Origin of the sequence: Pseudonocardia nantongensis (assembly GCF_046546495.1) — a bacterium.
Lineage (GTDB): Bacteria > Actinomycetota > Actinomycetes > Mycobacteriales > Pseudonocardiaceae > Pseudonocardia > Pseudonocardia nantongensis.
Genome location: NZ_JBKGXT010000017.1, coordinates 22,558 through 45,218 on the forward strand (window position 1 = coordinate 22,558; position 22,661 = coordinate 45,218).

Consider the following 22,661-nt stretch of genomic DNA (forward strand, 5'->3'; position numbering starts at 1 on the left):
CGCGAGCACGGTCACAGTGTCTCCTTCACCCGGTCCTCGGCCGGTGCCCGGCGGCGACGCCGCCACAGCGCAGCGACCAGGGGCAGCAGCACGACCGCCAGGAACGCGGTGAGCAGCACGCCGGAGATCGGCCGGGCGAGGAACCCGGCCGGGTCGCCGCCGAATAGCAGCAGCGAGCGGCGCAGCGAGGTCTCCAGCATCGCGCCGAGGACGAAGGCCAGTACCAGCGGGCCGGGCTCGAATCCGAGCTTCTTCATCAGGTAGCCGAGCGCTCCGAACACCACGACCAGGCCGATGTCGAACACGCTGTTGTTCACCGTGTACACGCCGACCAGCGTGATCAGCACCGTGATCGGGGCCAGGATCGTCGCCCGCACCCGCAGGATCTTCACGAACACACCGACCATCGGGATGCTCATGATCAGCAGCAGGATGTTCCCGATGTACATCGAGTTCACCACGCCCCAGAACAGCTCCGGGTCCTCGCTGACCAGCAGCGGGCCCGGCGTGACGCCCTGGATGAGTAGCGCGCCGAAGATCACCGCCATGGTGGCGTTGGCCGGGATGCCGAGGGTGAGCAGCGGGATGAACGACGACGTCGCCGCCGCGTTGTTGGCGGTCTCCGGCGCCGCGACGCCCTCGACCGCGCCGTTGCCGAACCGCTCCGGGTGCTTCGAGCGGCGCTTCTCCACGCCGTAGGCGGCGAGCGAGGACAGGGTCGCACCGCCACCGGGCAGGACGCCCAGCGCGAAGCCGATGACCGAGCCGCGGCCGAACGCGCCGGACGCGGTCCGGAGGTCCTTGCGCGACGGCCAGACGTCGGTCACCCGCGCCGGTGCCGAGACCGCCCGGTGCCGCTGCTCCAGGTTGTGCAGGATCTCGCCGAGGCCGAACAACCCCATGGCGATCGGGACGAAGTCGAGGCCGTCGCTGAGCGCGAGGCTGTCGAAGGTGAACCGCTCGGCCCCGGTGAAACCGTCCCGGCCCACCGTGGCCAGCAGCAGCCCGATCGCGGCGGCGACCAGCGCCTTGACCTTGCCGCCACCGCTGACGGTGGCGACCAGCAGGATGCCCAGCAGCGCCAGCGCGGTGTACTCCGGCGGACCGAAGTCGAGCGCGAAGCCAGCCACGAGCGGCGCCACGAACGTCATCGCGACGATCGCGACGGTGCCCCCGATGAACGAGCCGATCGCGGCGATGCCGAGCGCGGTGCCGGCCCGGCCCCGGCGGGCCAGCGCGTAGCCGTCGAAGACGGTCACCACCGACGACGCCTCGCCGGGCAGCCGCAGCAGCACCGAGGTGATGGTGCCGCCGTACTGGGCACCGTAGAAAATGCCGGCCAGCAGGATGATCGCGGTGACCGGCTCGACGCTGAAGGTGAGGGGGAGCAGCACCGCGATCGTGGCGGCCGGGCCGAGCCCTGGCAGCACACCGATCAGCATGCCGATCACGACGCCGAGCAGGCAGTACAGCAGGTTGGTCGGCTCGAGAACGACCGCGAATCCGTCCAGGACGGGAGTGAGGTCCACTGCGCTCCCCTCTCAGAACAGGTGCGGGATGTCGACCGACAGCCCGACGACGAACACGAGGTAGAAGGCGACGACGACGGCGACGCTGGTGATCGCCGAGAGCCGCCAGCCCTCCCTGCCGAGCACGCGGAGCCAGACGAAGGCGAGCAGGGCGGCCGGGATCTCGAAACCGATGTAACCGATCACCCCGACGAACACGACCATCGTGACCACGCCCAGCAGCACGTCCACCGACGAGCGGGTGAACCGCTCGGCGTCGGCGCTCCGCCGGGCGGTGCCCGCGAGCGTTGCGCCGAGCGCGAGCAGCAGCACGCCGACGATCAGCGGCCAGGTCCCGGGCCCGGGCTCGGCCGGCGTACCGAGGCCCAACGCCGTCGCCCCGACGGCCGCCGCGACGCCCAGGGCGACGACGACTGCCGCGACGACCAGGTTGGTCACGGGCCCGGCCGGCGGGGCCGTTTCCTCCTCGGGACCGTCCGCGTCGTCGGCGGGCAGATCGCCGTCCGCCGCAGCCGCGGCCCCGGTCCGCTCGACGGGCGGGCCGGGGTCGGCGGGCTCGTCGGTGGCGGGCGTCCGGGCGGACCCGGACGGCCGGGTCATGCGCTGCCGCCCAGGTCGATGCCGAACTTCTGGACCAGGGCCCGGTAGTTCTCCAGCGCGCTCGACCACTGCGTGCGGAGCTCTTCGCCGGAGACCTCGTTCGGGGTGAGCAGCCGCTGGGTGTTGAACTCCTTGTACTCCGGGGTGGCGAACGCGGTATCGAACGCGGTGCGCAGCTCGCCCAGGACCTCGGGCGGGGTCCCCTTCGGCGCGACGACGGCCCGGGACTGCTGGACCTGCACCGGGTAGCCCGCCTCGGTCGCCGTCGGGGTGTCGGGCAGGTAACTCACCCGCTGGCCGGCGAAGGTGACGATCGGGGTGATCGCACCGGCGCGGATCTGCTCGACCGCCTCACCGAGCTGGATCGCGGCGACGTCGACCTGCCCGCCGAGGACGGCGGTCAGGGTGGGGGAGCCGCCGTCGAACGGCACGGCGGTGGCGTCGATGCCCGCCTGCTGGAACAGCAGCTCGGAGCTCAGCTGGCTGCCGGTGCCGACGCCGGTGGTACCGAAGTTGATCGGGCGGCCGGCGGCCTTCATGTCGTCGATCGTCCGGAAGCCGGTGTTCCGCCCGGCGACCAGCACGTAGTCGTCCTGGGAGAGGCCGCTGACGATCTCGAAGTCGGCCAGGTCGATCGCCTGATCGGGCTCGACGGCCAGCGGGGTGATGTAGGAGAGCGATCCGACCAGCACCATCAGGGTCTGGCCGTCCGGCTCGGCGCCGGTGAGCTCCTGTGCGGCGATCGCGCCGTTGGCGCCGGGCCGGTTCTCGACGGCGATCGGCGCCCCCAGGTCCGCACCGGCTCGATCGGCCAGTGCACGCCCCACCAGGTCGGTGCTGCCTCCCGGGTCCTGCCCGACCAGCATCGTGATCGGCCCGTCCGGATAGGTGTCGGCGGTGGCGGCCTGGCCGCCGCCGAGGTTCCCACCACAGGCGCTCAGCGACAGGGTCAGCGCCAGCCCGAGGCCGGCGATCGCCAACCGCTTCCTGCGCGTCCGGGTCATGTCATCTCCTCTTCGAGTGACCGGTCGGCCGGTGCGCGTTCCACGCGTGTCGCGTGCCGTCACCGCAGCCGGGATGGTCGGAGCCTAGGAACGGCTCCCATGCATGTCTAAACCCGATACTGCATAGCTTGATACCGTCAAGGTATGGCGTTCACGCTGGACCAGCTGCGCGGCTTCGTGACGGTGGCCGACGAGCTCCACTTCGGACGCGCCGCGGCCCGGCTGCAGATGACGCAGCCACCGCTGAGCAGGCAGATCCAGAAGCTCGAACGGGCCGTCGGGGCCCAGTTGCTCGAGCGCGGCAACCGCAGTGTCGTCCTCACGACGGCCGGATCGGCGTTCCTGGTGGAGGCCCGCCGCCTGCTCTCGCTGGCCGACGCCGCGCCGGCGCTGGCGCGACGGGTGTCGGCGGGTTCCGCCGGTGTCGTCCGGGTGGCGTTCACCGCGGCGTCGACGTTCGGGGTGCTCGGTGACCTGCTCAACCGGGTGGGCGCCGAGCTGCCCGACGTCGAGCTGGTGCTCTCCGAGATGGTCACCCGCGACCAGGTCGCTGCCCTGCTGAACGAGGAGATCGACCTGGGGCTGGCCCGCCCGCCGTTCGACGACGAGGTGTTCGGCTCCCGCGTGCTGCACCGCGAGGCGATCATGGTGGCGCTGCCGGCCGGGCACCGGCTGGCCGGGCTGGACCGTCCGCTCGGCAGTGACGACCTGGCGGGCGAACCGGTGGTGATGCACTCGCCGACCCAGGCCCGATACTTCTACGACCTGATCGTCGGCCTGGTCGAGGTCCCGCACCAGAACGTGGTGCACACCGTCAGCCAGATCCTCACGATGCTCTGGCTGGTCGAGGCCGGCCGCGGCCTGGCGTTCGTGCCCGGGTCGGCCCGCAGGCTCGGAATCACCGGCGTCGAGTTCGCCGCGCTGGACTCGCCGGTCGCCGAGCCGGTGGAACTGCACCTCCTGTGGCCGCACGGGTCGCGCAACCCGGCACTGCGCTCGGTGCTGGCGGTGCTCGACGACGAGAACAGCGAGAACGAAGCGGACGATGCCAGCACGGTATCGCTTGATGCTCAATGAGTCCTGTACAGGCATCGTAGGACGTTCCTAGCGTGGTCGTCGCATCCCGCGCCGCGCCAACGGCGGCGTTAAGTCGAGACGCGAGGACGAGAATCCGTGCCGAACACCACCCCCGACGAGCTGGCGGCCCGCCTCACCGCGGGCCTGCTCTCGTTCCCCGTGACCCACTTCGACGCCGAGCTCCAGTTCGACGAGCAGCGCTACCGGCAGCACCTCGACTGGCAGTCGGGCTTCGACGTGGCGGGCCTGTTCGCCGCAGGCGGCACCGGCGAGGGCTTCTCGCTGACCCGGGAGGAGACCGACCGGGTCGTCCGGGTCGCGGTGGACGAGGTCGGCGACCGGGTGCCGGTGCTGGCCCCGGCGACCGGGGCGACCGCCGTCGCCGTGGAGCAGGCCTGCGCCGCGCAGGACGCCGGGGCCTCCGGGATCCTGCTGATGCCGCCGTACCTGACCGAGGCGCCGCAGCGCGGGCTCGTCGAGCACATCGGCGCCGTGTGCCGGGCCACCGATCTCGGCGTGATCGTCTACAGCCGGGCGAACGCGGTGCTCGACGACGTCACCGTCGCGGAGGCCGCGGACCGCAACCCGAACCTCGTCGGTCTCAAGGACGGCGTCGGTGACATCGAGCGGATGACCCGGACCTACGCCCGTCTCGGTGACCGCCTGATCTACATCGGCGGCCTGCCCACCGCGGAGACGTTCGCGCTTCCGCTGCTCCAGCTCGGTGTCTCGACCTACTCCTCGGCGCTGTTCAACTTCCTGCCCGAGTTCGCCCTGAAGTTCTTCGCCGCCGTCCGCGCTCAGGACCGGGTCGAGGTCTACCGCATGCTGAACGAGTTCGTGATCCCCTACCTGGACATCCGCGACCGCGCCCGCGGCTACGCGGTCTCGATCGTGAAGGCCGGGCTCACGGCGGTCGGCCGGGACGGTGGCCCGATGCGCCCGCCGCTGTCCGACCTCACGACCGCCGAGCGCGACGAGCTGGCCGCGCTGGTCCGCCGCGCGCACTGACCCGCCCCGGCCGATCTCCCACGAAGGAGCCTCCGTGTCCGCCTCCCTGACCGTGCCCACCGCCGCGCCGGCCGTCGGAGACCGCATCGCCTCGGTGACGCTGTCCTCGGTCACCCTCCCGCTGCCGAACGCGATCTCCGACGCCAAGGTGTTCACCGGCAGGCAGCGCCCGATGACCGAGGTCGCGTTCCTGTTCGCCGAGATCCGCACCGAGGGCGGGTTCGAGGGCGTCGGGTTCAGCTACGCCAAGCGGGCCGGAGGCCCCGCGCAGTTCGCGCACGCCCGCGAGGTCGCCCCGGACCTGATCGGCGAGGACCCGAGCGACATCGGCCGGATCTGGACCCGGCTGGTGTGGGCGGGCGCGTCGGTCGGGCGTAGCGGCGCCGCCACCCAGGCACTGGCCGCGATCGACGTCGCGCTCTGGGACCTGAAGGCCAAGCGCGCCGGGTTGCCGCTGGCGAAGCTGCTCGGCGCGCACCGCGATTCGGTGCGCTGCTACAACACCTCTGGCGGGTTCCTGCACGAGTCGATCGACCAGGTCCGGGCGAACGCCACCCGGACCCTGGAGGAGGGCATCGGCGGCGTCAAGATCAAGGTCGGGCTGCCGGACTCCGCCGAGGACCTGCGCCGGGTCGCCGCGGTCCGCGAGCATCTCGGCGACGGCGTTCCGCTGATGGTGGATGCCAACCAGCAGTGGGATCGTCCGACCGCGATGCGGGTCGGCCGGGCGCTGGAGCGGTTCGGCCTGGTGTGGATCGAGGAGCCGCTGGACGCCTACGACGTCGAGGGGCACGCCGCGCTGGCCCGCTCGCTGGACACCGCGGTCGCCACCGGTGAGATGCTGACCAGCGTCGCCGAGCACCATGCGCTGATCAAGGTCGGCGCGGCCGACGTCCTGCAGCCCGACGCGCCGCGGATCGGCGGCATCACCCAGTTCCTGCGCCTGGCCACGCTCGCCGAGGTCGACCACCTGCAGCTGGCCCCGCACTTCGCGATGGAGATCCACGTCCACCTCGCCGCGGCGTACCCGCACGAGCCGTGGGTGGAGCACTTCGACTGGCTGCACCCATTGTTCGAGGAACGCCTTGAGATCCGCGACGGCCGGATGCTGATCTCCGACCGGCCGGGTCTCGGCGTGACCCTCAGCGACCAGCTGCGTGCCTGGACCGTGGACAGCGTGACCGTCCATGCCCCGCACCGTTCCTGAAGGAGGACCACCTATGACCGACGTCGTGAGCGTCGACCCCCGCACCGGTGCGGCGGTGGAGACCGTCGCCCGGGAGACGACGGCCGCCGGGACCGCCGCGCTCTGCGCCACCGCCGCCGAGGCCGCACCCGGGCTGGAAGCACTCGGCCGGTCCGGGCGCGCTGACCTGCTCGACACCCTGGCCGACGCCCTGCAGGCACACCGGGACGAGGTCGTCGCCGTGGCCGACCGGGAGACCGCGCTCGGCCCGGCCCGGCTGAACGGCGAGCTCACCCGCACCTGCTACCAGCTGCGGCTGTTCGGTGAGGTGCTCCGCGAGGGGAGCTACCTCGAGGCGACGATCGACCACGCCGCCGACACCCCGATGGGCCCGCGGCCGGACCTGCGCCGGATGCTGGTCCCGATCGGCCCGGTCGCGGTGTTCGGCGCGAGCAACTTCCCGCTCGCGTTCTCGGTGCCAGGCGGCGACACCGTGTCCGCGCTGGCGGCAGGCAGCCCGGTCGTGGTGAAGGCACACGAGTCGCACCCGGCCACCTCCGCGCTGTGTGCCCTGATTCTGGCCGGCGCGGCGACCAAGGCCGGAGCCCCGGAGGGCACCGTCGGGATCGTGTACGGCCGCGCGGCGGGCGTCGCGCTGGTGACCGATTCGGCGATCCGCGCGGTCGGATTCACCGGGTCGCTCGGCGGTGGGCAGGCGTTGATGGACGCCATCGCGTCCCGGCCGGACCCGATCCCGTTCTTCGGCGAGCTGGCCGGCCTCAACCCGGTCGTCGTCACCCCGGCGGCGGCCGCCGAGCGGGGCGCGGCGATCGGTGCGGAGCTGGCGGGGTCGTTCACCCTGGGCGGCGGCCAGTTCTGCACCAAGCCGGGCGTCACCCTGGTGCCCACCGGTCCGGACGGTGACGCGCTGGTCGCGGCCGCCGCCGACGCGGTCCGGGGCAGCGCCGCGCCTGTGCTGCTGAACGGCGGCATCGCCGCCTCCTACGCCGAGATCGCTGCGCGACTGTCCGCGCTGCCCAGCGTCGGCGTCGTCGCCAGCGGGGCGGAGCCCGGAGGGGACGGGTTCGGCGGCGCACCGCTGCTGCTCACCGCCCCGGCCGGAGCGGTTCCGGACGGGCTGGACCAGGAGTGTTTCGGCCCGCTCGGTGTGATCCTGCGATACGACGATCGGACCGACCTGCTCGCGGCACTGGCGGGCCTACCGTCCTCGCTCACGGCCACCGTGCAGCGCGGCACGGGGGAGACCGAGCTGCCCGCTGCGGTCGTACGAGCGTTGCGCGACCGGGCGGGCCGGATCCTGTTCGACGCCTACCCGACCGGGGTCGCGGTGTCCTGGGCCCAGCACCACGGAGGGCCCTGGCCGTCGACCAACACCCAGCACACCTCGGTCGGCGCCAGCGCGATCCGGCGCTTCCTGCGGCCGGTGACCTGGCAGAACGCACCGGCCGAGCTGCTCCCGGCCGAGCTCACCGACGATCGTGCCGCGATCCCGCGCCGGGTCGACGGCGTGCTCGTCACCGGCGCCTGAGCCCGACCCCACCCACCGGCGAGATCGAGGAGGATCACGGTGTCACGAGTACCGACGGTGGCGGCGCTGCGCGTCGTGCCTGTGGCCGGCCGGGACAGCATGCTGCTGAACCTGTCCGGCGCGCACGCCCCGTTCTTCACCCGCAACCTGCTGGTGCTGACCGACACCGAGGGCCGGACCGGCGTCGGGGAGGTGCCCGGCGGCGAGCCCATCCGGGTCACTCTCGACGAGTCGTGTGCGCTCGTCGTCGGGAGTGCGGTGGGCGGGTACCGGTCCACGCTGCGCGCGGTGGGGGAGCGGTTCGCCGCCCGGGACGCCGGTGGCCGGGGGGCGCAGACGTTCGACCTCCGGACCACGGTGCACGTGCTGACAGCGCTCGAGTCGGCGCTGCTCGACCTGCTCGGGCAGCACCTGGAGATTCCGGTCGCCGAGTTGCTCGGTGACGGGCAGGTCCGGGACCGGGTGCCCGCGCTGGGCTACTTGTTCTACGTCGGGGACCGCACCCGGACGGGGCTGCCCTACCGTGCTGCCGAGGGGGCGACCGACGACTGGACCCGGCTGCGCGACTCCGAGGCTCTCACCCCGGAGGCCGTCGTGCGGCTGGCCGAGGCCGCGCACGCGCGCTACGGGTTCGCCGACTTCAAGCTCAAGGGCGGCGTGCTGCCCGCCGACGACGAGGCGGCCGCCGTCCGGGCGATCAAGCAGCGGTTCCCGGACGCCCGGGTCACTCTCGACCCGAACGGTGCCTGGTCGCTGGCCGAGGCGATCCGGGTCGGGTACTCGCTGCGCGACGTGCTGGCCTACGCCGAGGATCCGTGCGGTGCCGAGAACGGTTACTCCGGCCGCGAGGTGATGGCCGAGTTCCGGCGCGCCACCGGCCTGCCGACCGCCACGAACATGATCGCCACCGACTGGCGGCAGCTCGGCCACGCGATCCGCGCCGACGCGGTGGACATCCCGCTGGCCGACCCGCACTTCTGGACGATGTCCGGCTCCGTCCGGGTCGCCCAGCTCTGCGACGCCTGGGGCCTGACCTGGGGCTCGCACTCCAACAACCACTTCGACGTCTCGCTGGCGATGTTCACCCACGTGGCCGCAGCCGCGCCGGGTGATGTCACCGCGATCGACACGCACTGGATCTGGCAGGACGGCCAGGGCCTCACGAGCGCCCCGCTGCAGATATCCGGTGGGGCGATCGACGTTCCGCGTCGGTCCGGGCTGGGCATCGAGCTCGACGAGGACGCGGTCGCGGCCGCGCACGAGCTGTACGTGGAGCACGGTCTCGGCACGCGGGACGACGCGGCCGCGTTGCGCACCCTCCTACCGGGCTGGGAGTTCGACCCGAAGCGGCCGTGCCTGGACCGGCCGGTGCCGTCCCCGGCCGGCTGACAGCCGGTCCGGGGCCCGTCAGCGTGCGCCGTCCGCCGTGAGGCCGTCGGTGGCACGGGTGCCGGCCGGCGGCGCGAGCTGCGGGACGCCGAGGATCCGCCGGCGCACCGCCCCCCGGCTGCCGTCGGCGGGGGCCGTGCCGCCGACGAACTCGCGGAGCAGGTCGGCGAACCGCTGCGGCTGCTCGGCGTGCGGGAAGTGTCCGGCGCCGGTGAAGACCTCCAGCCGGCTGCCGGGCAGCCGGTCGTGCGCGGCGAGGGTGTGCTCGAGCGGGATCACCTTGTCCCGGTCGCCGCCGACCAGCAGCACCGGCACCTCGGAGAGCAGGTGCAGCCGCTGCGCTCCGTCGAGGCGCTGGCCGGACGGCTCGAGGGCGCCGCGGGCGGTCTGCACGAACGCGCCGCGGGTGCCACGGTCGGCGAACGACTCCCAGGCCGCGTGCACGCCGTCGACGTCGGAGGCCGGGACGCTGCCCACTGCGCGCGCGATCCGGTGCACGGTCCGGCGCATCCAGCGCGGCGTCAGTGAGGCCGCCGACCGCAGCACCAGCTCGGTGCCCGGGAGGCTGGCCGCGCGCAGGGCGAGCGTGAGGTCGTGGCCCAGGCCGCCGCTGGAGACCAGGACCACCCGCTCGGTGAACTCCGGGAACTGGTGGGCGAACTGCATGGCCACGCCGCCGCCGAAGGAGTGTCCGACGATCGTGACCCGCTCGACGTCCAGGGCGACCAGCAGGTCGCGCAGACCGGTCGCGAAACCGCCGAGCGAGTAGTCGCCGCTGCGCGGCGCCTCGCTGGACCCGTGCCCGAGGAGGTCCGGGGCCAGCACGTGCAGGTCCCGGCCAAGCGGGCCGAGCACCGACGACCAGGTCGTCGACCCGGCGGCCAGTCCGTGCACCAGCAGCACGGTCTCCCGGTTCCCCCTGCCGCTCTCCCGGTAGCTGACTCGCTGTCCGTGCAGCAGGATCTCCTGCTCCGCAGGCATCTCGCCCGCCATCCGACACCTCCGCGCTCCCGGCTCGGCGTACCTGGCCGGGTCTCGTCATCGACGCTACCGGCGGCGCGGGCCCACCACCGTCCGGTGTGGTGTGACCCTCGGTGCCCGCGCTCACGTCGCCGTCCACCGTGGCACCGTGCGAGAGCTCGCACACCCGTTCGATCCTGGGGAGCGTGCGTCGAGAACGCACGCGCCGCCGACAACGGCCGTGCCCACCACGCCTAGAACGGTGGCGGTTCCTCGCCCGGGGGCGGGTCCGGCTGCGGTGGCGGTGGCGGTGGTCGGGGCGGGTCCGTGACCGGTCGCTTCAGCATCGGCCGGTCGTGGCGGCGCAGCCGCTGGTCGACTTCGGTGGCGGTCTCCTCGTCCGGGTGCTCGGCGGGGTCAGGGTCGGGGAGGTCTGGGCGTACCGGTTCTCCTCGGGTCCAGTAGGTGCGTCCGAGTGGGCTGGTCCAGCGGAACAGGCCGGGTTCGGGTTGGGTGAGTGTCCAGCCGCGGTCCTTGTCCGCGTGGTGGCGGGTGCAGGCGGGTCCGAGGTTGGCCTGCACGGTCGGGCCGCCGCGGCTGTGGTTGCGGGTGTGGTCGAGGTCGGAGCGGCGGGCTGTGCGGGTGCAGCCTGGGCCGGTGCAGGTGCGGTCGCGGATGTGGATGTGGTCGGCGAGGGGGCCGCGTGCGAACCGTGCGGACGGGTGGGCGGCCAGGCGTTTGTGCCGTTGGTCGCGGTCGTTCCAGGCGTGGGCGATCTCGGCGAGTAGTGGGTGCCAGTCGGTCAGGGTGGGGTCGGCGGCGTAGCGCTGCAGTTCCTCGAGGCTCAGGTGCAGTTCGACCACTCCGCCCCGCACCGCAGGTGGTGTGCCGGTGTCGGTGTGGGGGCGGCGGCGCAGTGGTCCGGCCAGGAGGAGGTGGCCGTGGGGGTCGACGATGGCGAACAGCCAGCGTGCTCCGCGTCGTTGCCGGGCGGTGGCGGTGCGGGTGACGTGTGCGCCTACGGGGCCGAGGCCGGGGATGTCGCCGGGTCGTTCGTCGAGTCCGGCGAGGGTGCCCAGTCCGGCGCGGATTTCGATGCCCTCGCGGGTGGCCACTCGTTCGCCGGGCCATTGGTGACCGCCGGTATCGGCCGTCGGCTCGTCCGGGTGGTTGGGCTCGGTGCCGGTGTCGCCGTCCGCGTCCTCCGCGCCATCGGCGCCGGTTCCGGCCCCGTCGTCGCCGGTCTCGTCGTCTCGGGTCTCGTCGTCGCTGGTCTCGGCTTTCCCGTCGGTCTCTGCGACCGTCGGGGCGGCTACGCCGTCCCCTGTCGCGGGGGCGTTGTCCGGGCGGTCGGCGGGCTCGGCGGTGTCGCCGGAGCCGGAGCCGGAGCCGGAGCCGGAGCCGGAGCCGGAGCCGGAGCCGGAGCCGGAGCCGGAGCCGGTGTCGGTGTCGGGTTCGGTGTCGGCAGCAGGGTCGTCCTCGGGTCGTCGGGTGTCCAGGAGTCGGTGGATGATCTCGTTCTCGGTGAGGCCGTGGAACTCGCCGTTGAGCATCCCGAGGTACAGGTCGCTGCTGATCTGGCCGAGTCGGCCGGGATGTCCGGCGCGTGTCACTGCCGCGGCCAGGCGGTCGATGCGTGCGGCCGCGGCGGCTGCCTCGTCGGCGGGTAGTCCGTCGCCGACCAGGGTGGCGGTGCCGGTCCGTGGATCCAGGTAGAGCGCTACGCGGCGTTCTTGGACGGCGCGTTCGTAGCGGCGTCGCCGCAGCTGTGGGTCGATGGCCAGCAATGCCCGGTAGAGCCGGTCCGCGAGTTGTTTCGTGGTCAGTCCCGGGGCGAGCGGGACGAACCGTTCGCAGAGCCGTCGGGCCTGGGTCTCGGTCACGTCCCCGCTCGCGGGGTCGAGGTACTCGACGAAGACGCGGGCCTTCCCCGTGTCGATGCGGCCCTGCTGCAGGGCGGTGAACACCAGGGGCAGGCGCTCGCACAGGGCGACGCCGAAGGCGAGTTCGCGATCCGATGTGGTCGGGGTGAGGGTGAGTCCGGCTGCGATCTCGTGGGAGGCCCAGTCGAACTGGTCCTCGGTGCGCAGCACCGCCGTGGCCCGGTCGCCGGGCAGGTCCTCGACGGCGACGGCGTGGCCGATCTCGACCATGCCGGCGTAGCACTCGGCCTGCTCGTGTGACAGTTGCCGGTACCGAGCCTGCAGCACCTCCACCAGGCGCGCGTTCGGGATCTTCTCCCACGGCAGTGCGGCCAGCACGGTGGACAGTTCCGGGCCGGGCGGCAACGCCACCACCCGGTCCACCAGTTCCGCCACCTCGGCCATGTTTCGAACTTACGTGCGACCACCGACAGTTCCGGGTCGCCGGAACCCGGTGCGGTCCGAGTTCACCCGGATGGCCCTGCGTGCGCCGCGTCCGGTCCGAGGAGCCGCGTGGCGTGACGGAGCTGCCGGGATCGTGGGATGGACGCGCACCGTCGCCGTTCGTAGCGTCGGGGCATGCCCGACCGCAGCGATCCCGCCCGGCACCTCATCCGCTACGCCGGCCGCGGCGCCTTCAGCCCCGGGGTCGTCGACCGGGCTGCGGGCAGCGTGCTGGTCACCGAGGACGGCCGCGAGCTGCTCGACTTCACCTCCGGCCAGATGAGCGCGATCCTCGGTCACTCGCACCCTGAGATCGTGGCGACCGTGCGCGAGCAGGTCGGCCGGCTCGACCACGTCTACAGCGGCATGCTGAGCCGCCCGGTCCTCGATCTCGCCCGACGGCTCGGCGAGACGTTGCCGGCGCCGTCGGTGCGTGGCCCGCTGGACCGGGCGATGCTCCTGACCACCGGCGCCGAGTCGAACGAGGCCGCGCTGCGGATGGCCAAGCTCGTGACCGGCCGGCACGAGGTCGTGTCGTTCGCCCGGTCCTGGCACGGCATGACCGGGGCAGCCGCGAACGCCACCTACGTCGCCGGCCGGAACGGCTACGGGCCGGCCGCGCCCGGCAACTTCGCGCTGCCCGTCCCGGACCGGTTCCGGCCCGGCGTCGTCGACGCCGAGGGGAACCTGGACTGGCGCCGCGAGCTCGACCTGGGCTTCGACCTGATCGACGCCCAGTCGGTCGGCAGCCTCGCGGCCTGCCTGGTCGAACCGATCCTGAGCTCCGGTGGCGTCGTCGAGCTGCCGCCCGGGTACCTGGCCGCGCTGCGCGACAAGTGCCACGAGCGGGGCATGCTGCTGATCGTCGACGAGGCCCAGACCGGGCTGTGCCGCACCGGCGACTGGTACGCCTTCCAGCGCGACGGCGTCGTCCCCGACATCCTCACCCTGTCCAAGACCCTCGGCGCCGGCCTGCCGCTGGCGGCCGTGCTGACCAGCGCCGCGATCGAGCAGGAGGCGCACGACCGCGGCTTCCTGTTCTTCACCACGCACGTCAACGACCCGCTGCCGGCCGCCGTCGGCAACACCGTGCTCGACGTGCTGCACCGCGACCGCCTGGATCTACGGGCCCGCGAGCTCGGCGAGCGGCTGCGCACCGGGCTCCAGGAACTTGCCGGTCGGCACCCGGTGATCGGCGACGTCCGGGGCCGCGGGCTGCTGGTCGGCCTGGAACTGGTCGCCGGCGGAGGACTGGACGGCCGGGAACCGGACGGCTCGGGGCCGGACGGCGGGGGAGCGGACGCGCTCGGCGCCGCCGTCACCCGGCGCTGCGCCGAGCTCGGCCTGCACATGAACATCGTGCAGCTGCCCGGGATGGGCGGGACGTTCCGGATCGCCCCGCCGCTGACCGCGAGCGACGCCGAGATCGACCGCGGCCTGGCGATCCTGGACGACGCCCTGACCGACGTGACGGGTTCGCGGCGGGTGATCGAGCGCCGGACCGCCGGGGAGGGTGTGGCGCGCTAGGCAGCGCCACTAGTCGGGCCGGTCGTCGTCGATCCCGGCCATCCGCAGGTAGAGGGCGACGAGCCCGTCACCCGGCCGCTCCGTGCCCTCCGCGATGTCGACGGCGAGCTCGGCGGCCCGGGCGACCATGCCGGTGATCGCCCGGGAGAGTTCCGCGGGCGGCACGGCGGGATCGGCGCGGCCCTCGACGACCAGGCGTTCGAGAAAGCGGGTGTTGCGCCGCTCCACCCGGGCGACGATCTCCTCACGGAGCTCGCGCATCGCCGGATCGACCAGCGCCTGGTGCGCGAGGACGACGAGGATACCGTGGTGCCGGGTGTAGGCGGCGAGGAAGGCGTGCACCGCCTCGTGCGCGGTCCGGGCCGGCGAGGACGTGTCGACGTCCTCCTGCAACCGGAGGAACTCGTCGCGAACCCGGTCGGCGAGCGCGCGGAACACGTCGTCCTTGGAGGGGAAGTAGGCGTAGACGGTCGGGCGGGTCACCCCGGCGGCGGCCGCCAGCTCGGCGACGGTCGTGCGGGCGTGCCCGAACCGGCAGAACGCCTCCTCGGCCGCGTCGAGGAGCCGCTCCCGCTTGTCCCGCGCGCCGAGGGCGCGGTCGCCGAGGCCGTCGCCTGGGCTTGACACCCTTGAGGTTGACACTTCTGTAAAGTAGCGCAGGTCGTCAGGGGTGACGAGGAGGAATCGATGTCAGGTCTGCCGCCGGTACGAGACCGGACGCTGCGCGCCGCGTACGACCGCGCCCTCGTCGAGGTGCCGGACGAGACCGCCCAGATCGGACCCGGCGGGCGGTACACGTTCGCCGAGAGCCACCAGCGCTCGCTGCGGATCGCCGGCGGGCTCACCGCGCTCGGCGTCGCCCGGCAGGACCCGGTCGCGTTGCTGATGGACAACTCGCTCGACGCCGTGCACACCTGGACCGGCACGAGCCTCGGCGGGATGGTCGAGGTGCCGGTCAACTCGGCCTACAAGGGCGGCTTCCTCACCCACGTGCTCAACGACTCCGGCGCCGGGGTGCTGGTCTGCGACGAGTCCTACGTCGAGCGGATCGCGCAGGTCGCGGGCGAGCTCACCGCGCTGCGCACGCTCGTCGTCCGCGGCGACACCGCGGCCGCCGACGGGCTGCGGGACCGGTTCCGGGTGGTCGGGCTGGACGAGGTGCTCGGCGCCGACCCCGCCGCGCCGGAGCCGATCGACGCCGCCGACCTGATGGCGTACATGTACACCTCCGGCACGACCGGGCCGTCCAAGGGCGTGCTGATCTCGCACGCGCACGCCTACACCTACGCCTCCCGTGAGGACCAGGCCCGCCCCGTCCCGGGTGACCGGATCCTGGTCACGCTGCCGCTGTTCCACCTCGCCGGCCAGTGGTACGGCGTCTACCAGGCGCTGATCCACCGGGCGGTGTGCGTGCTGGAGCCGTCGTTCTCGGTCAGCCGGTTCTGGCCGACGGTGCGCGAGCACGGCGTCACGGTCACCGTCATGCTCGGCGCGATGGCCGAGCTGCTCCAGCAGGCGCAGCCCCGCCCGGACGACGCCGACAACCCCCTGGAGCTGGCCGTGATGGCGCCGCTCGCCAGCGACGTCGACGGGTTCCGCACCCGGTTCGGCATCGACCTCGCCGCCGTGTACGGGATGAGCGAGATCGGCGCCGTCCTCAACGGACCTCCGGAGACGGTCGTCGGCGGCGAGTGCGGCTTCCCGCGCGACGGCTTCGAGCTGCGCCTGGTCGACGACACCGGCCGCGACGTCGGGACCGGCCAGGTCGGGGAGCTGCGGGTACGGCCCGAGGACCCGCGCCTGGTCATGCGCGGGTACCACAACCTGCCGGACAGGACCGCCGAGACGCTGGTCGACGGCTGGGTGCACACCGGCGACGCGTTCCGCACCGACGCGCAGGGCCGGTTCTTCTTCTCCGACCGGATGAAGGACGCGCTGCGCCGGCGTGGCGAGAACGTCTCCAGTTTCGAGGTGGAACGGGTGGTCAACGAGCACCCGGACGTCTACGAGAGCGCGGTCGTCGCGGTGCCGTCCGAGCTGACCGAGGACGAGATCAAGGCGGTCGTCGTGCCCCGTGAGGGCCGCACCGTCGACCCGGCCGAACTCACCCGGTTCCTGGTCGACCGGCTGCCCTACTTCATGGTGCCGCGCTACCTCGAGCTCGCGGCCGAGCTGCCGAAGACGCCCACCCAGAAGATCCACAAACACGAGCTGCGGCAGACGGGAGTGCACGACGACGTGTGGGACCGCGAGGCGGCCGGGATCGTGCTGCGCCGGAGCAGCCGGTGACCCTGCTGGTGGCCAACCGCGCCGAGATCGCGGTCCGGATCATGAACACCGCCGCGGCGCTCGGGATCCGCACGGTCGCCGTGCACCCCGAGGACGACGCGGCGTGCGCGCACGTCGCCCGCGCCGACGAGGCGGTCCGGCTGCCCGGCACCGGCGCGGCCGCCTACCTCGACGTCGAGCAGGTCGTCGCCGCCGCGGTCCGCACCGGGTGCGACACGCTGCACCCCGGCTACGGGTTCCTCTCCGAGAACCCCGCGCTCTCCCGCGCCTGCGCCGCGCACGGCATCACCTTCGCCGGTCCGGGCCCCGAGTCGCTGGCCCTGTTCGGCGACAAGAGCCGGGCCCGGGCCCGCGCGGCCGAGCTGGACGTCCCGGTGCTCACCGGCACCCAGGGCCGCACCGACCCCGGTACCGCGCGGGCGTTCCTCGACGCGCTCGGCCCGGGTGGCGCTGTGATGGTCAAGGCACTCGGTGGGGGCGGCGGGCGTGGCATGCGCCCGGTCACCCGTCCCGAGGACCTCGACGACGCGCTGCGCCGCTGCGCCGCCGAGGCGGAGGCGGCCTTCGGCGACCCTGGGGTGTACGTCGAGCGGCTGCTCCCGCACGCCCGGCACGTCGAGATCCAGCTTCTCGGCGACGGCGACGACATCGTCGTGCTCGGCGACCGGGACTGCTCGGCGCAGCGCCGCAGGCAGAAGCTGGTCGAGATCGCGCCCGCTCCCGCCCTGCCCGACGCCGTCCGGGCCGCCCTGCACGAGGCGGCGAGCCGGCTCGTCGCGGGATGCTCCGGGCTGGCGACGGTCGAGTTCCTCGTGTCGGGACCCGAGTTCGCGTTCCTCGAGGTCAACCCGCGGATCCAGGTCGAGCACACGGTGACCGAGGAGGTCACCGGGCTCGACCTGGTGGAGCTGGGGCTGCGGGTCGCGGGCGGTGCGCGGCTGGCCGACCTGGGGTTGTCCGTGCCGCCGGTCCCGCGAGGCGCGGCGGTGCAGGCCCGGGTGAACACCGAGACGGTCGGGGTCGACGGCACCGTCACGCCCGGCTCCGGGACGCTGACCCGGTTCCAGCCACCCGCCGGGCGCGGGGTGCGCGTCGACACCCACGGCTACGCCGGCTACCCGATCGGCCCGCGCTACGACGCGCTGCTGGCCAAGGTGATCGTGACCGGCGCCGACCCGGCCGCCGCCGCGGCGCGGGCGGGGCGCGCGCTCGCCGAGTTCGACCTCGCCGGGGTGCAGGCGAACCTGGCCCTGTTGCAGGCGCTGCTGGCCCGGCCCGAGCTCACCGACGGCACCCTGGACACGGCGTTCCTGGACGCGCACCTGGCCGAGCTCGCCGACCGGCCGCGGGTCTCCGCGCTGCCGGACGCCGCGGAGCCGGCCGCTGGAGCGAACGCCGCCGGACCGAAAGCCGTGGGGCCGGACGCTGCGGGAGCAGAGGCCGAGCTGCGCGCGTCCGAGGGCGCCGAGGCCGTGCGGAGCCCGCAGCAGGGCGTCGTCGTCGCGGTCGAGGTGGCCGGCGGGGACGCCGTCGCCGCGGGCGCCGAGCTCGTCGTCGTCGAGGCGATGAAGATGCAGTACGCCGTGTGCGGCGAGCGGGCCGGGACGGTCGACACCGTCACGGTCCGGGTCGGCGACACCGTCGCCGCCGGGGCCCCGGTCGCGTTCCTCACCGGCGCCGCCGACGACCCGGCGGCCGCCGCACCGGAGACCGACGTCGACCCGGACCGGATCCGGCCGGACCTGGCCGAGACGCTCGACCGGCGTCGCACCGGGCTGGACGAGGGCCGGCCCGACGCCACCGCACGCCGGCACGCGGCCGGCCGGCACACCGCCCGCGAGAGCCTGGACGCGCTGTTCGACAAGGGCAGCCTCGTCGAGTACGGGGCGCTGACCCTCGCCGCCCAGCGCGGCCGCCGTGACCTCGACGACCTCGTCGCCCGCACCCCCGCGGACGGCCTGATCACCGGCACCGGCACCGTCGACGGCCGCCCGGTCGCGGTCATGGTCTACGACTACACGGTGCTCGCCGGGACCCAGGGCGTGCTCAACCACGCCAAGACCGACCGGCTGTTCCGCCTCGCCGCCCGGGACGGGATGCCGGTCGTGATCTTCGCCGAGGGTGGGGGCGGGCGCCCCGGCGACACCGACACCTCCGCGGTCGCCCAGCTCGACGTCCCGACGTTCCGGCTGCTCGCCCAGCTGCGCGGGCAGGTGCCGACGCTGGCCGTCGTCAGCGGGTACTGCTTCGCCGGCAACGCCGCGCTGGCCGGGGCCTGCGACACGATCATCGCGACCGAGGGCAGCAGCCTCGGGATGGGTGGACCCGCCATGATCGAGGGCGGTGGCCTGGGTGTGGTCGCCGCCGACGACGTCGGGCCGATGGACGTGCAGTGGGCCAACGGCGTCGTCGACCGCCTGGTGCCCGACGACGCCGCCGCGATCGCCGACGCCCGCCGCTGGCTGTCCTACCTGGACGGCCGCCGGGCTGCGGGGGAGCACGCCGACCCGCGCGGGCTGCGGCATCTCGTGCCCGAGGACCGGGTCCGGGCCTACCGGCTGCGGCCGGTGCTGGACGCGCTGTTCGACACCGGCAGCCTGCTGGAACTGCGCGGCGGGTTCGGCGCCGGGATCCTCACCGGGTTCGCCCGGCTGGACGGCCGGGCGGTCGGCGTCCTGGCCAACAACCCGGAGCACCTCGGCGGCGCGATCGACGCCGACGCCGCGGACAAGGCCGCCGCGTTCCTGGAGCTGTGCGAGACGCACCGGCTCCCGGTGGTCTCGCTGTGCGACACCCCCGGCTTCATGGTCGGCCCGGACGCCGAGCGGACCGCCACCGTCCGTCGGTTCGGCGCGATGTTCGTGGCCGGAGCCCGGCTCACGGTCCCGCTGTGCACGGTCGTGCTGCGCAAGGCCTACGGCCTCGGAGCGATGGCGATGGCCGGCGGGGACCTGCACGCCCCCGCGATCACCGTCGGCTGGCCTACCGCGGAGTTCGGCGGGATGGGCCTGGAGGGGGCGGTCCGGCTCGGTTTCCGGGCCGAGCTGGCCGCGATCGAGGACGCGGCGGCCCGGCGGGACCGGTTCGACGAGCTGGTCGCCGGCTACTACGAGCGGGGCAAGGCGCTGAACGTCGCGACCGTGTTCGAGGTGGACGACGTGATCGACCCGGCGGACACCCGGGACGTGCTCAGCCGGGTGCTGACCCAGCGGGGGCGGTGACCGCCGTCCGGCCCGGGAACTCCGCTTCCAGCAGTCGCAGCAGCGGGGCGGCCTTCACCGCGGTCTCCTCGAACTCCGCCGCCGGGTCGGACAGCGCGATCACCGCCCCGCCCACGCCGTAGCGCACCCGGTCGCCGCGCAGCACCGCGGTCCGGATGACGATGCTCAGGTCCACCGCACCGGTCAGCGAGACGTATCCGATCGCCCCGGAGTAGACCCCGCGCGGACCCCCTTCGAGCCGGTCGAGCAGCTGCACGGTCCGGATCTTCGGGGCGCCGGTCATGGACCCGCCGGGGAACGCGGCGCGCACGGCCGCGACCGGGCTCGTGTCCGGCCGCAGCCGCGCCTGCACGGTGCTGACCAGCTGGTGCACGGTGGCGAACGACTCGACGTCGAACAGCGGGTCGGCCACGACCGAGCCGACCTCGGCGCTGCGGCCCAGGTCGTGCCGGACCAGGTCGACGATCATCAGGTTCTCGGCGCGGTCCTTCTCGGCGCTCGCGAGGTCCGCCCGGTGCTGTGCGTCCTGCGCCGCGGTCGCGCCGCGCGGCCGGGTCCCCTTGATCGGTCTGGACTCCATCAGCCCGTGCCGGTCGATGCTCAGGAGACGTTCCGGCGAGGTGCTCAGCACGGCGGTGGGACCGAAGTGCAGGAACGCCGCGAACGGTGCCGGGTCGGTGCGCCGCAGCCGCCGGTAGGCCTGCCACGGGTCCAGCCGCACCCGGGCGGAGACCATGTTGGTCAGGCACGCCTCGTAGGTCTCGCCGTCGGCGATCTCGGCCTGGCAGGCCCGGACCAGCTCCAGGTAGGACGCCCGGTCGTGCCGCAGGTGCACCGGCCCGGTGTCGGGTGGCGGGGCGGGCTCCGGCCGGTCCCCGGCCGTGGCCGCGAGCCTCGCCGCGGCCGAGGCGAGCCAGTCCCGGGCCGCGGTCTCGTCGCCGTCCTCGGCCAGCGCCAGCAGGTGCCCGGTGCCGTCCCGGTGGTCCAGGACCAGGCCGCGGTCGGCGAACACCATCGACGCGTCCGGGTCGGGGGAGCGGTGCACCGCGGCGCCGTCGCACTCGGCCTTCAGCTCGTAGCCCAGGTAGCCGACCCAGCCCAGGGTGAACTCGAACGGCAGCGCGGGGACGTCGGTCTCGATCCCGGCCAGGTCGCGCTCCAGCCAGCGCAGGAACGGTGTGTGCAGCACCCGCCTGACCCGCCCGCCGGTGACGGTGACGGTGCCGGCGTGCACGTCGGCCTCGGCGGTCCGGCCGAGCGGGCCCGACGCATCACCCATCATCGACAGCCGGCCGTACCGCCCGCCCGGCCGGCTGCTGTCCAGCCAGAACGGGTGCCGGCCGGTCCGGAACAGCGCGTCGAAGGCGGCCTCGCCGTCCGGCGGGTCCGGGACGGGTTCGACCAGCAGCCGGAGCCGCCGCCGGGGCCCCGGTGCCCCGGCCGCCGGCTCCCGGAACGCCGGGACGGCGGGGGCGCCCGCCGCGACCCGCCCGGACCGGGACCGGCGCTCGGTGAGCGTCCCGAAGTTCGCCAGCAGCGCCGTCCCGTGCCCGGTCCCGACCGACTCCGGGTGGAACTGCACCCCCCACTGCGGCAGCGTGCGGTGCTGCAACGCCATCAGCACCCCGTCCGTGGTCCACGCCGTCGCCTGCAGCCCGGCGGGCAGGTCGGTGACGGTCAGCGAGTGGTAGCGCACCACGTCGAACGGGTCCGGCAGGCCCGCGAACAGCCCGGTGCCGTCGTGCCGGACCGACGAGACCCGCCCGTGCCGGGGCTCGTCGGCTCGCACGACCCGGGCGCCGTGCTGCCGCGCGACGGCCTGGTGCCCCAGGCAGACGCCCAGCACCGGCACCCGGTCCTGCGCGACGATCCCGGCGCCCAGCCCGATGTCGGCGGCCCGGTCCGGCGTCCCGGGGCCGGGGGAGAGCACCACGTTGTCGAAGGCTGCGAGCATCGCGGGCCGCCAGCGCGGGTCGTCGTTGCGGACGACCTCGGGCTCGGTCCCGTTCACTTGCGCCAGCTGGTGGAACAGGTTGAACGTGAACGAGTCGTGGTTGTCGACCAGCAGGGTGCGCATGACCGCGCCATTGTCCGGCGCGGCGCACCGCGACGATCCGGCGGGCCGGTGTGGCACGGTGCCCGCCATGGCCGTACCGACCGGGGCCGACCGTGCCGACGACTCCGCCGACGCCGACTTGCGGACGCTGCGTGCGCTCGCCCTGACCAACTACGGCCACTTCACCACGATGCTGGTGACCGACCACCGGGTCCGGGGCCTGGAGCTGCACCTGCGACGGCTGGCCCGGGACAGCCGGGCGCTGTTCGACACCGACCTCGACCCGGACGCCGTCCGGGCCCGGGTCCGGGACGCCGTCCCCGCCCGCGGGGCCGCCGTCGTCCGGGTCACCGTGGCGGACCCGGCGCTGGACCTGGGTACCGTCGGCGAGCCCGCCGACCCGCGCCTCCTGGTCACCACCCGGCCCGCCCCGGGCACGGCACCGCCGCCGCTGCGGGTGCGCACCGTCGCGCACCGGCGGACCCTGCCCGAGGTCAAGAGCGTCGACCTGTTCGCCGCGATGCACCTGCGCCGGGCGGCCCTGCGCGACGGCGCCGACGACGTCCTGTTCACCGGTGACGGGACGCTCCTGGAGGGCAGCACCTGGAACGTCGGTCTCGTCGCGGGCGACCGGGTGGTCTGGCCGGCCGGGCCCGCGCTGGCGGGTACCGGGCGCACCCTGCTGCGTGCCGCCCTCGGCGACCGCGGGAGCACCGACGAGGTCGTACCGGTGGCCGGGCTGGACCGCTTCGACGCCGCGTTCGCCACCAACGCCACCACCGGCGTCCGGGCGATCTCCGCGATCGACGGGCACCGGTTCCCCGACGTGCACCCGGTCCTGACCCGGCTGGCGAAGCTGCACGCCGCCGCGCCCGGCACGGCCCTGTAGACACCGGC

General features: G+C 74.0%; 16 protein-coding genes. 9 read left to right on the forward strand and 7 right to left on the reverse strand.

Translation table 11 applies throughout. The features are described 5' to 3' along the window. Positions 1-11: 11 nt before the first annotated feature. Genes ACLFMI_RS18545 through ACLFMI_RS18555 form a run of 3 tightly spaced genes read right to left on the reverse strand, consistent with a single transcriptional unit; the run spans position 12 to position 3,133 of the window. Positions 12-1,529 carry a tripartite tricarboxylate transporter permease gene (locus ACLFMI_RS18545; RefSeq protein WP_410949151.1) on the reverse strand — a complete coding sequence of 506 codons (1,518 nt, stop codon included), beginning with the start codon at positions 1,527-1,529 and terminating at the stop codon, positions 12-14. Between the two features lie 12 nt (positions 1,530-1,541). Next, on the reverse strand, positions 1,542-2,129 hold the full coding sequence (locus tag ACLFMI_RS18550) for a tripartite tricarboxylate transporter TctB family protein (protein ID WP_410949152.1): 588 nt from the start codon (positions 2,127-2,129) through the stop codon (positions 1,542-1,544). Next, positions 2,126-3,133: a Bug family tripartite tricarboxylate transporter substrate binding protein gene (locus tag ACLFMI_RS18555; protein ID WP_410949153.1), complete on the reverse strand. Its 1,008-nt coding sequence runs from the start codon at positions 3,131-3,133 to the stop codon at positions 2,126-2,128. The genes ACLFMI_RS18550 and ACLFMI_RS18555 overlap by 4 nt, the downstream gene beginning before the upstream one ends. Positions 3,134-3,277: 144 nt before the next feature. On the opposite strand from ACLFMI_RS18555, the gene ACLFMI_RS18560 reads away from it, so the two are divergent. From ACLFMI_RS18560 to ACLFMI_RS18580, 5 genes are all read left to right on the forward strand, one after another. Continuing rightward, the gene (locus ACLFMI_RS18560; RefSeq protein ID WP_410949154.1) at positions 3,278-4,210 is read left to right on the forward strand and encodes a LysR family transcriptional regulator; all 933 of its coding nucleotides are present in this window, start codon (positions 3,278-3,280) and stop codon (positions 4,208-4,210) included. A 96-nt stretch (positions 4,211-4,306) separates the two neighbouring features. Beyond that, entirely contained in the window at positions 4,307-5,221 is a 915-nt protein-coding gene (kdgD, locus tag ACLFMI_RS18565) for a 5-dehydro-4-deoxyglucarate dehydratase (protein WP_410949155.1), read from the forward strand. 34 nt (positions 5,222-5,255) lie between these two features. Continuing rightward, a complete protein-coding gene (locus ACLFMI_RS18570) occupies positions 5,256-6,428 on the forward strand; it encodes an L-talarate/galactarate dehydratase (protein WP_410949156.1) in 1,173 nt (390 codons plus the stop codon). A gap of 13 nt (positions 6,429-6,441) precedes the next feature. Continuing rightward, a complete protein-coding gene (locus ACLFMI_RS18575) occupies positions 6,442-7,956 on the forward strand; it encodes an aldehyde dehydrogenase (NADP(+)) (protein WP_410949157.1) in 1,515 nt (504 codons plus the stop codon). Positions 7,957-7,995: 39 nt separating this feature from the next. Further along, complete coding sequence (locus tag ACLFMI_RS18580) at positions 7,996-9,345, forward strand: enolase C-terminal domain-like protein (protein WP_410949158.1); 1,350 nt, start codon at positions 7,996-7,998, stop codon at positions 9,343-9,345. 18 nt (positions 9,346-9,363) lie between these two features. Here the strand turns inward: ACLFMI_RS18580 and ACLFMI_RS18585 are convergent, their stop codons facing one another. Then, on the reverse strand, positions 9,364-10,338 hold the full coding sequence (locus ACLFMI_RS18585) for an alpha/beta fold hydrolase (protein ID WP_410949159.1): 975 nt from the start codon (positions 10,336-10,338) through the stop codon (positions 9,364-9,366). 221 nt (positions 10,339-10,559) lie between these two features. Next, on the reverse strand, positions 10,560-12,632 hold the full coding sequence (locus ACLFMI_RS18590) for an HNH endonuclease signature motif containing protein (RefSeq protein ID WP_410949160.1): 2,073 nt from the start codon (positions 12,630-12,632) through the stop codon (positions 10,560-10,562). A 174-nt stretch (positions 12,633-12,806) separates the two neighbouring features. Here ACLFMI_RS18590 and ACLFMI_RS18595 point away from each other — a divergent pair, with 174 nt between their 5' ends. Beyond that, positions 12,807-14,198, forward strand: a complete 1,392-nt coding sequence (locus tag ACLFMI_RS18595) for an aspartate aminotransferase family protein (protein ID WP_410949161.1) — start codon at positions 12,807-12,809, stop codon at positions 14,196-14,198. Between the two features lie 9 nt (positions 14,199-14,207). Here ACLFMI_RS18595 and ACLFMI_RS18600 read toward each other — a convergent pair whose 3' ends face one another. Next, on the reverse strand, positions 14,208-14,825 hold the full coding sequence (locus ACLFMI_RS18600; RefSeq protein ID WP_410949162.1) for a TetR/AcrR family transcriptional regulator: 618 nt from the start codon (positions 14,823-14,825) through the stop codon (positions 14,208-14,210). A gap of 60 nt (positions 14,826-14,885) precedes the next feature. Between ACLFMI_RS18600 and ACLFMI_RS18605 the strand changes: the two genes are divergently transcribed. Beyond that, positions 14,886-16,487, forward strand: coding sequence for an AMP-binding protein (locus tag ACLFMI_RS18605; protein WP_410949163.1), 1,602 nt, complete (start codon positions 14,886-14,888; stop codon positions 16,485-16,487). After that, positions 16,484-19,708: an acetyl-CoA carboxylase family protein gene (locus ACLFMI_RS18610; protein WP_410949164.1), complete on the forward strand. Its 3,225-nt coding sequence runs from the start codon at positions 16,484-16,486 to the stop codon at positions 19,706-19,708. The genes ACLFMI_RS18605 and ACLFMI_RS18610 overlap by 4 nt, the downstream gene beginning before the upstream one ends. Here the strand turns inward: ACLFMI_RS18610 and pabB are convergent. Continuing rightward, positions 19,677-21,785, reverse strand: coding sequence for an aminodeoxychorismate synthase component I (gene pabB, locus ACLFMI_RS18615; RefSeq protein ID WP_410949165.1), 2,109 nt, complete (start codon positions 21,783-21,785; stop codon positions 19,677-19,679). The genes ACLFMI_RS18610 and pabB overlap by 32 nt on opposite strands. A 67-nt stretch (positions 21,786-21,852) precedes the next feature. On the opposite strand from pabB, the gene ACLFMI_RS18620 reads away from it, so the two are divergent. Next, complete coding sequence (locus ACLFMI_RS18620) at positions 21,853-22,653, forward strand: aminotransferase class IV (protein WP_410949166.1); 801 nt, start codon at positions 21,853-21,855, stop codon at positions 22,651-22,653. The last annotated feature ends 8 nt before the right edge of the window (positions 22,654-22,661 follow it).

Bases quoted from the DNA above. Each gene is read 5' to 3' on its own strand.
- ACLFMI_RS18550 (WP_410949152.1), bottom strand. From the start codon at position 2,129: ATGACCCGGCCGTCCGGGTCCGCCCGGACGCCCGCCACCGACGAGCCC.
- ACLFMI_RS18555 (WP_410949153.1), bottom strand. From the start codon at position 3,133: ATGACCCGGACGCGCAGGAAGCGGTTGGCGATCGCCGGCCTCGGGCTG.
- ACLFMI_RS18560 (WP_410949154.1), top strand. From the start codon at position 3,278: ATGGCGTTCACGCTGGACCAGCTGCGCGGCTTCGTGACGGTGGCCGAC.
- ACLFMI_RS18575 (WP_410949157.1), top strand. From the start codon at position 6,442: ATGACCGACGTCGTGAGCGTCGACCCCCGCACCGGTGCGGCGGTGGAG.
- ACLFMI_RS18585 (WP_410949159.1), bottom strand. From the start codon at position 10,338: ATGGCGGGCGAGATGCCTGCGGAGCAGGAGATCCTGCTGCACGGACAG.
- ACLFMI_RS18590 (WP_410949160.1), bottom strand. From the start codon at position 12,632: ATGGCCGAGGTGGCGGAACTGGTGGACCGGGTGGTGGCGTTGCCGCCC.
- ACLFMI_RS18595 (WP_410949161.1), top strand. From the start codon at position 12,807: ATGCCCGACCGCAGCGATCCCGCCCGGCACCTCATCCGCTACGCCGGC.
- ACLFMI_RS18605 (WP_410949163.1), top strand. From the start codon at position 14,886: ATGTCAGGTCTGCCGCCGGTACGAGACCGGACGCTGCGCGCCGCGTAC.
- pabB (WP_410949165.1), bottom strand. From the start codon at position 21,785: ATGCGCACCCTGCTGGTCGACAACCACGACTCGTTCACGTTCAACCTG.
- ACLFMI_RS18620 (WP_410949166.1), top strand. From the start codon at position 21,853: ATGGCCGTACCGACCGGGGCCGACCGTGCCGACGACTCCGCCGACGCC.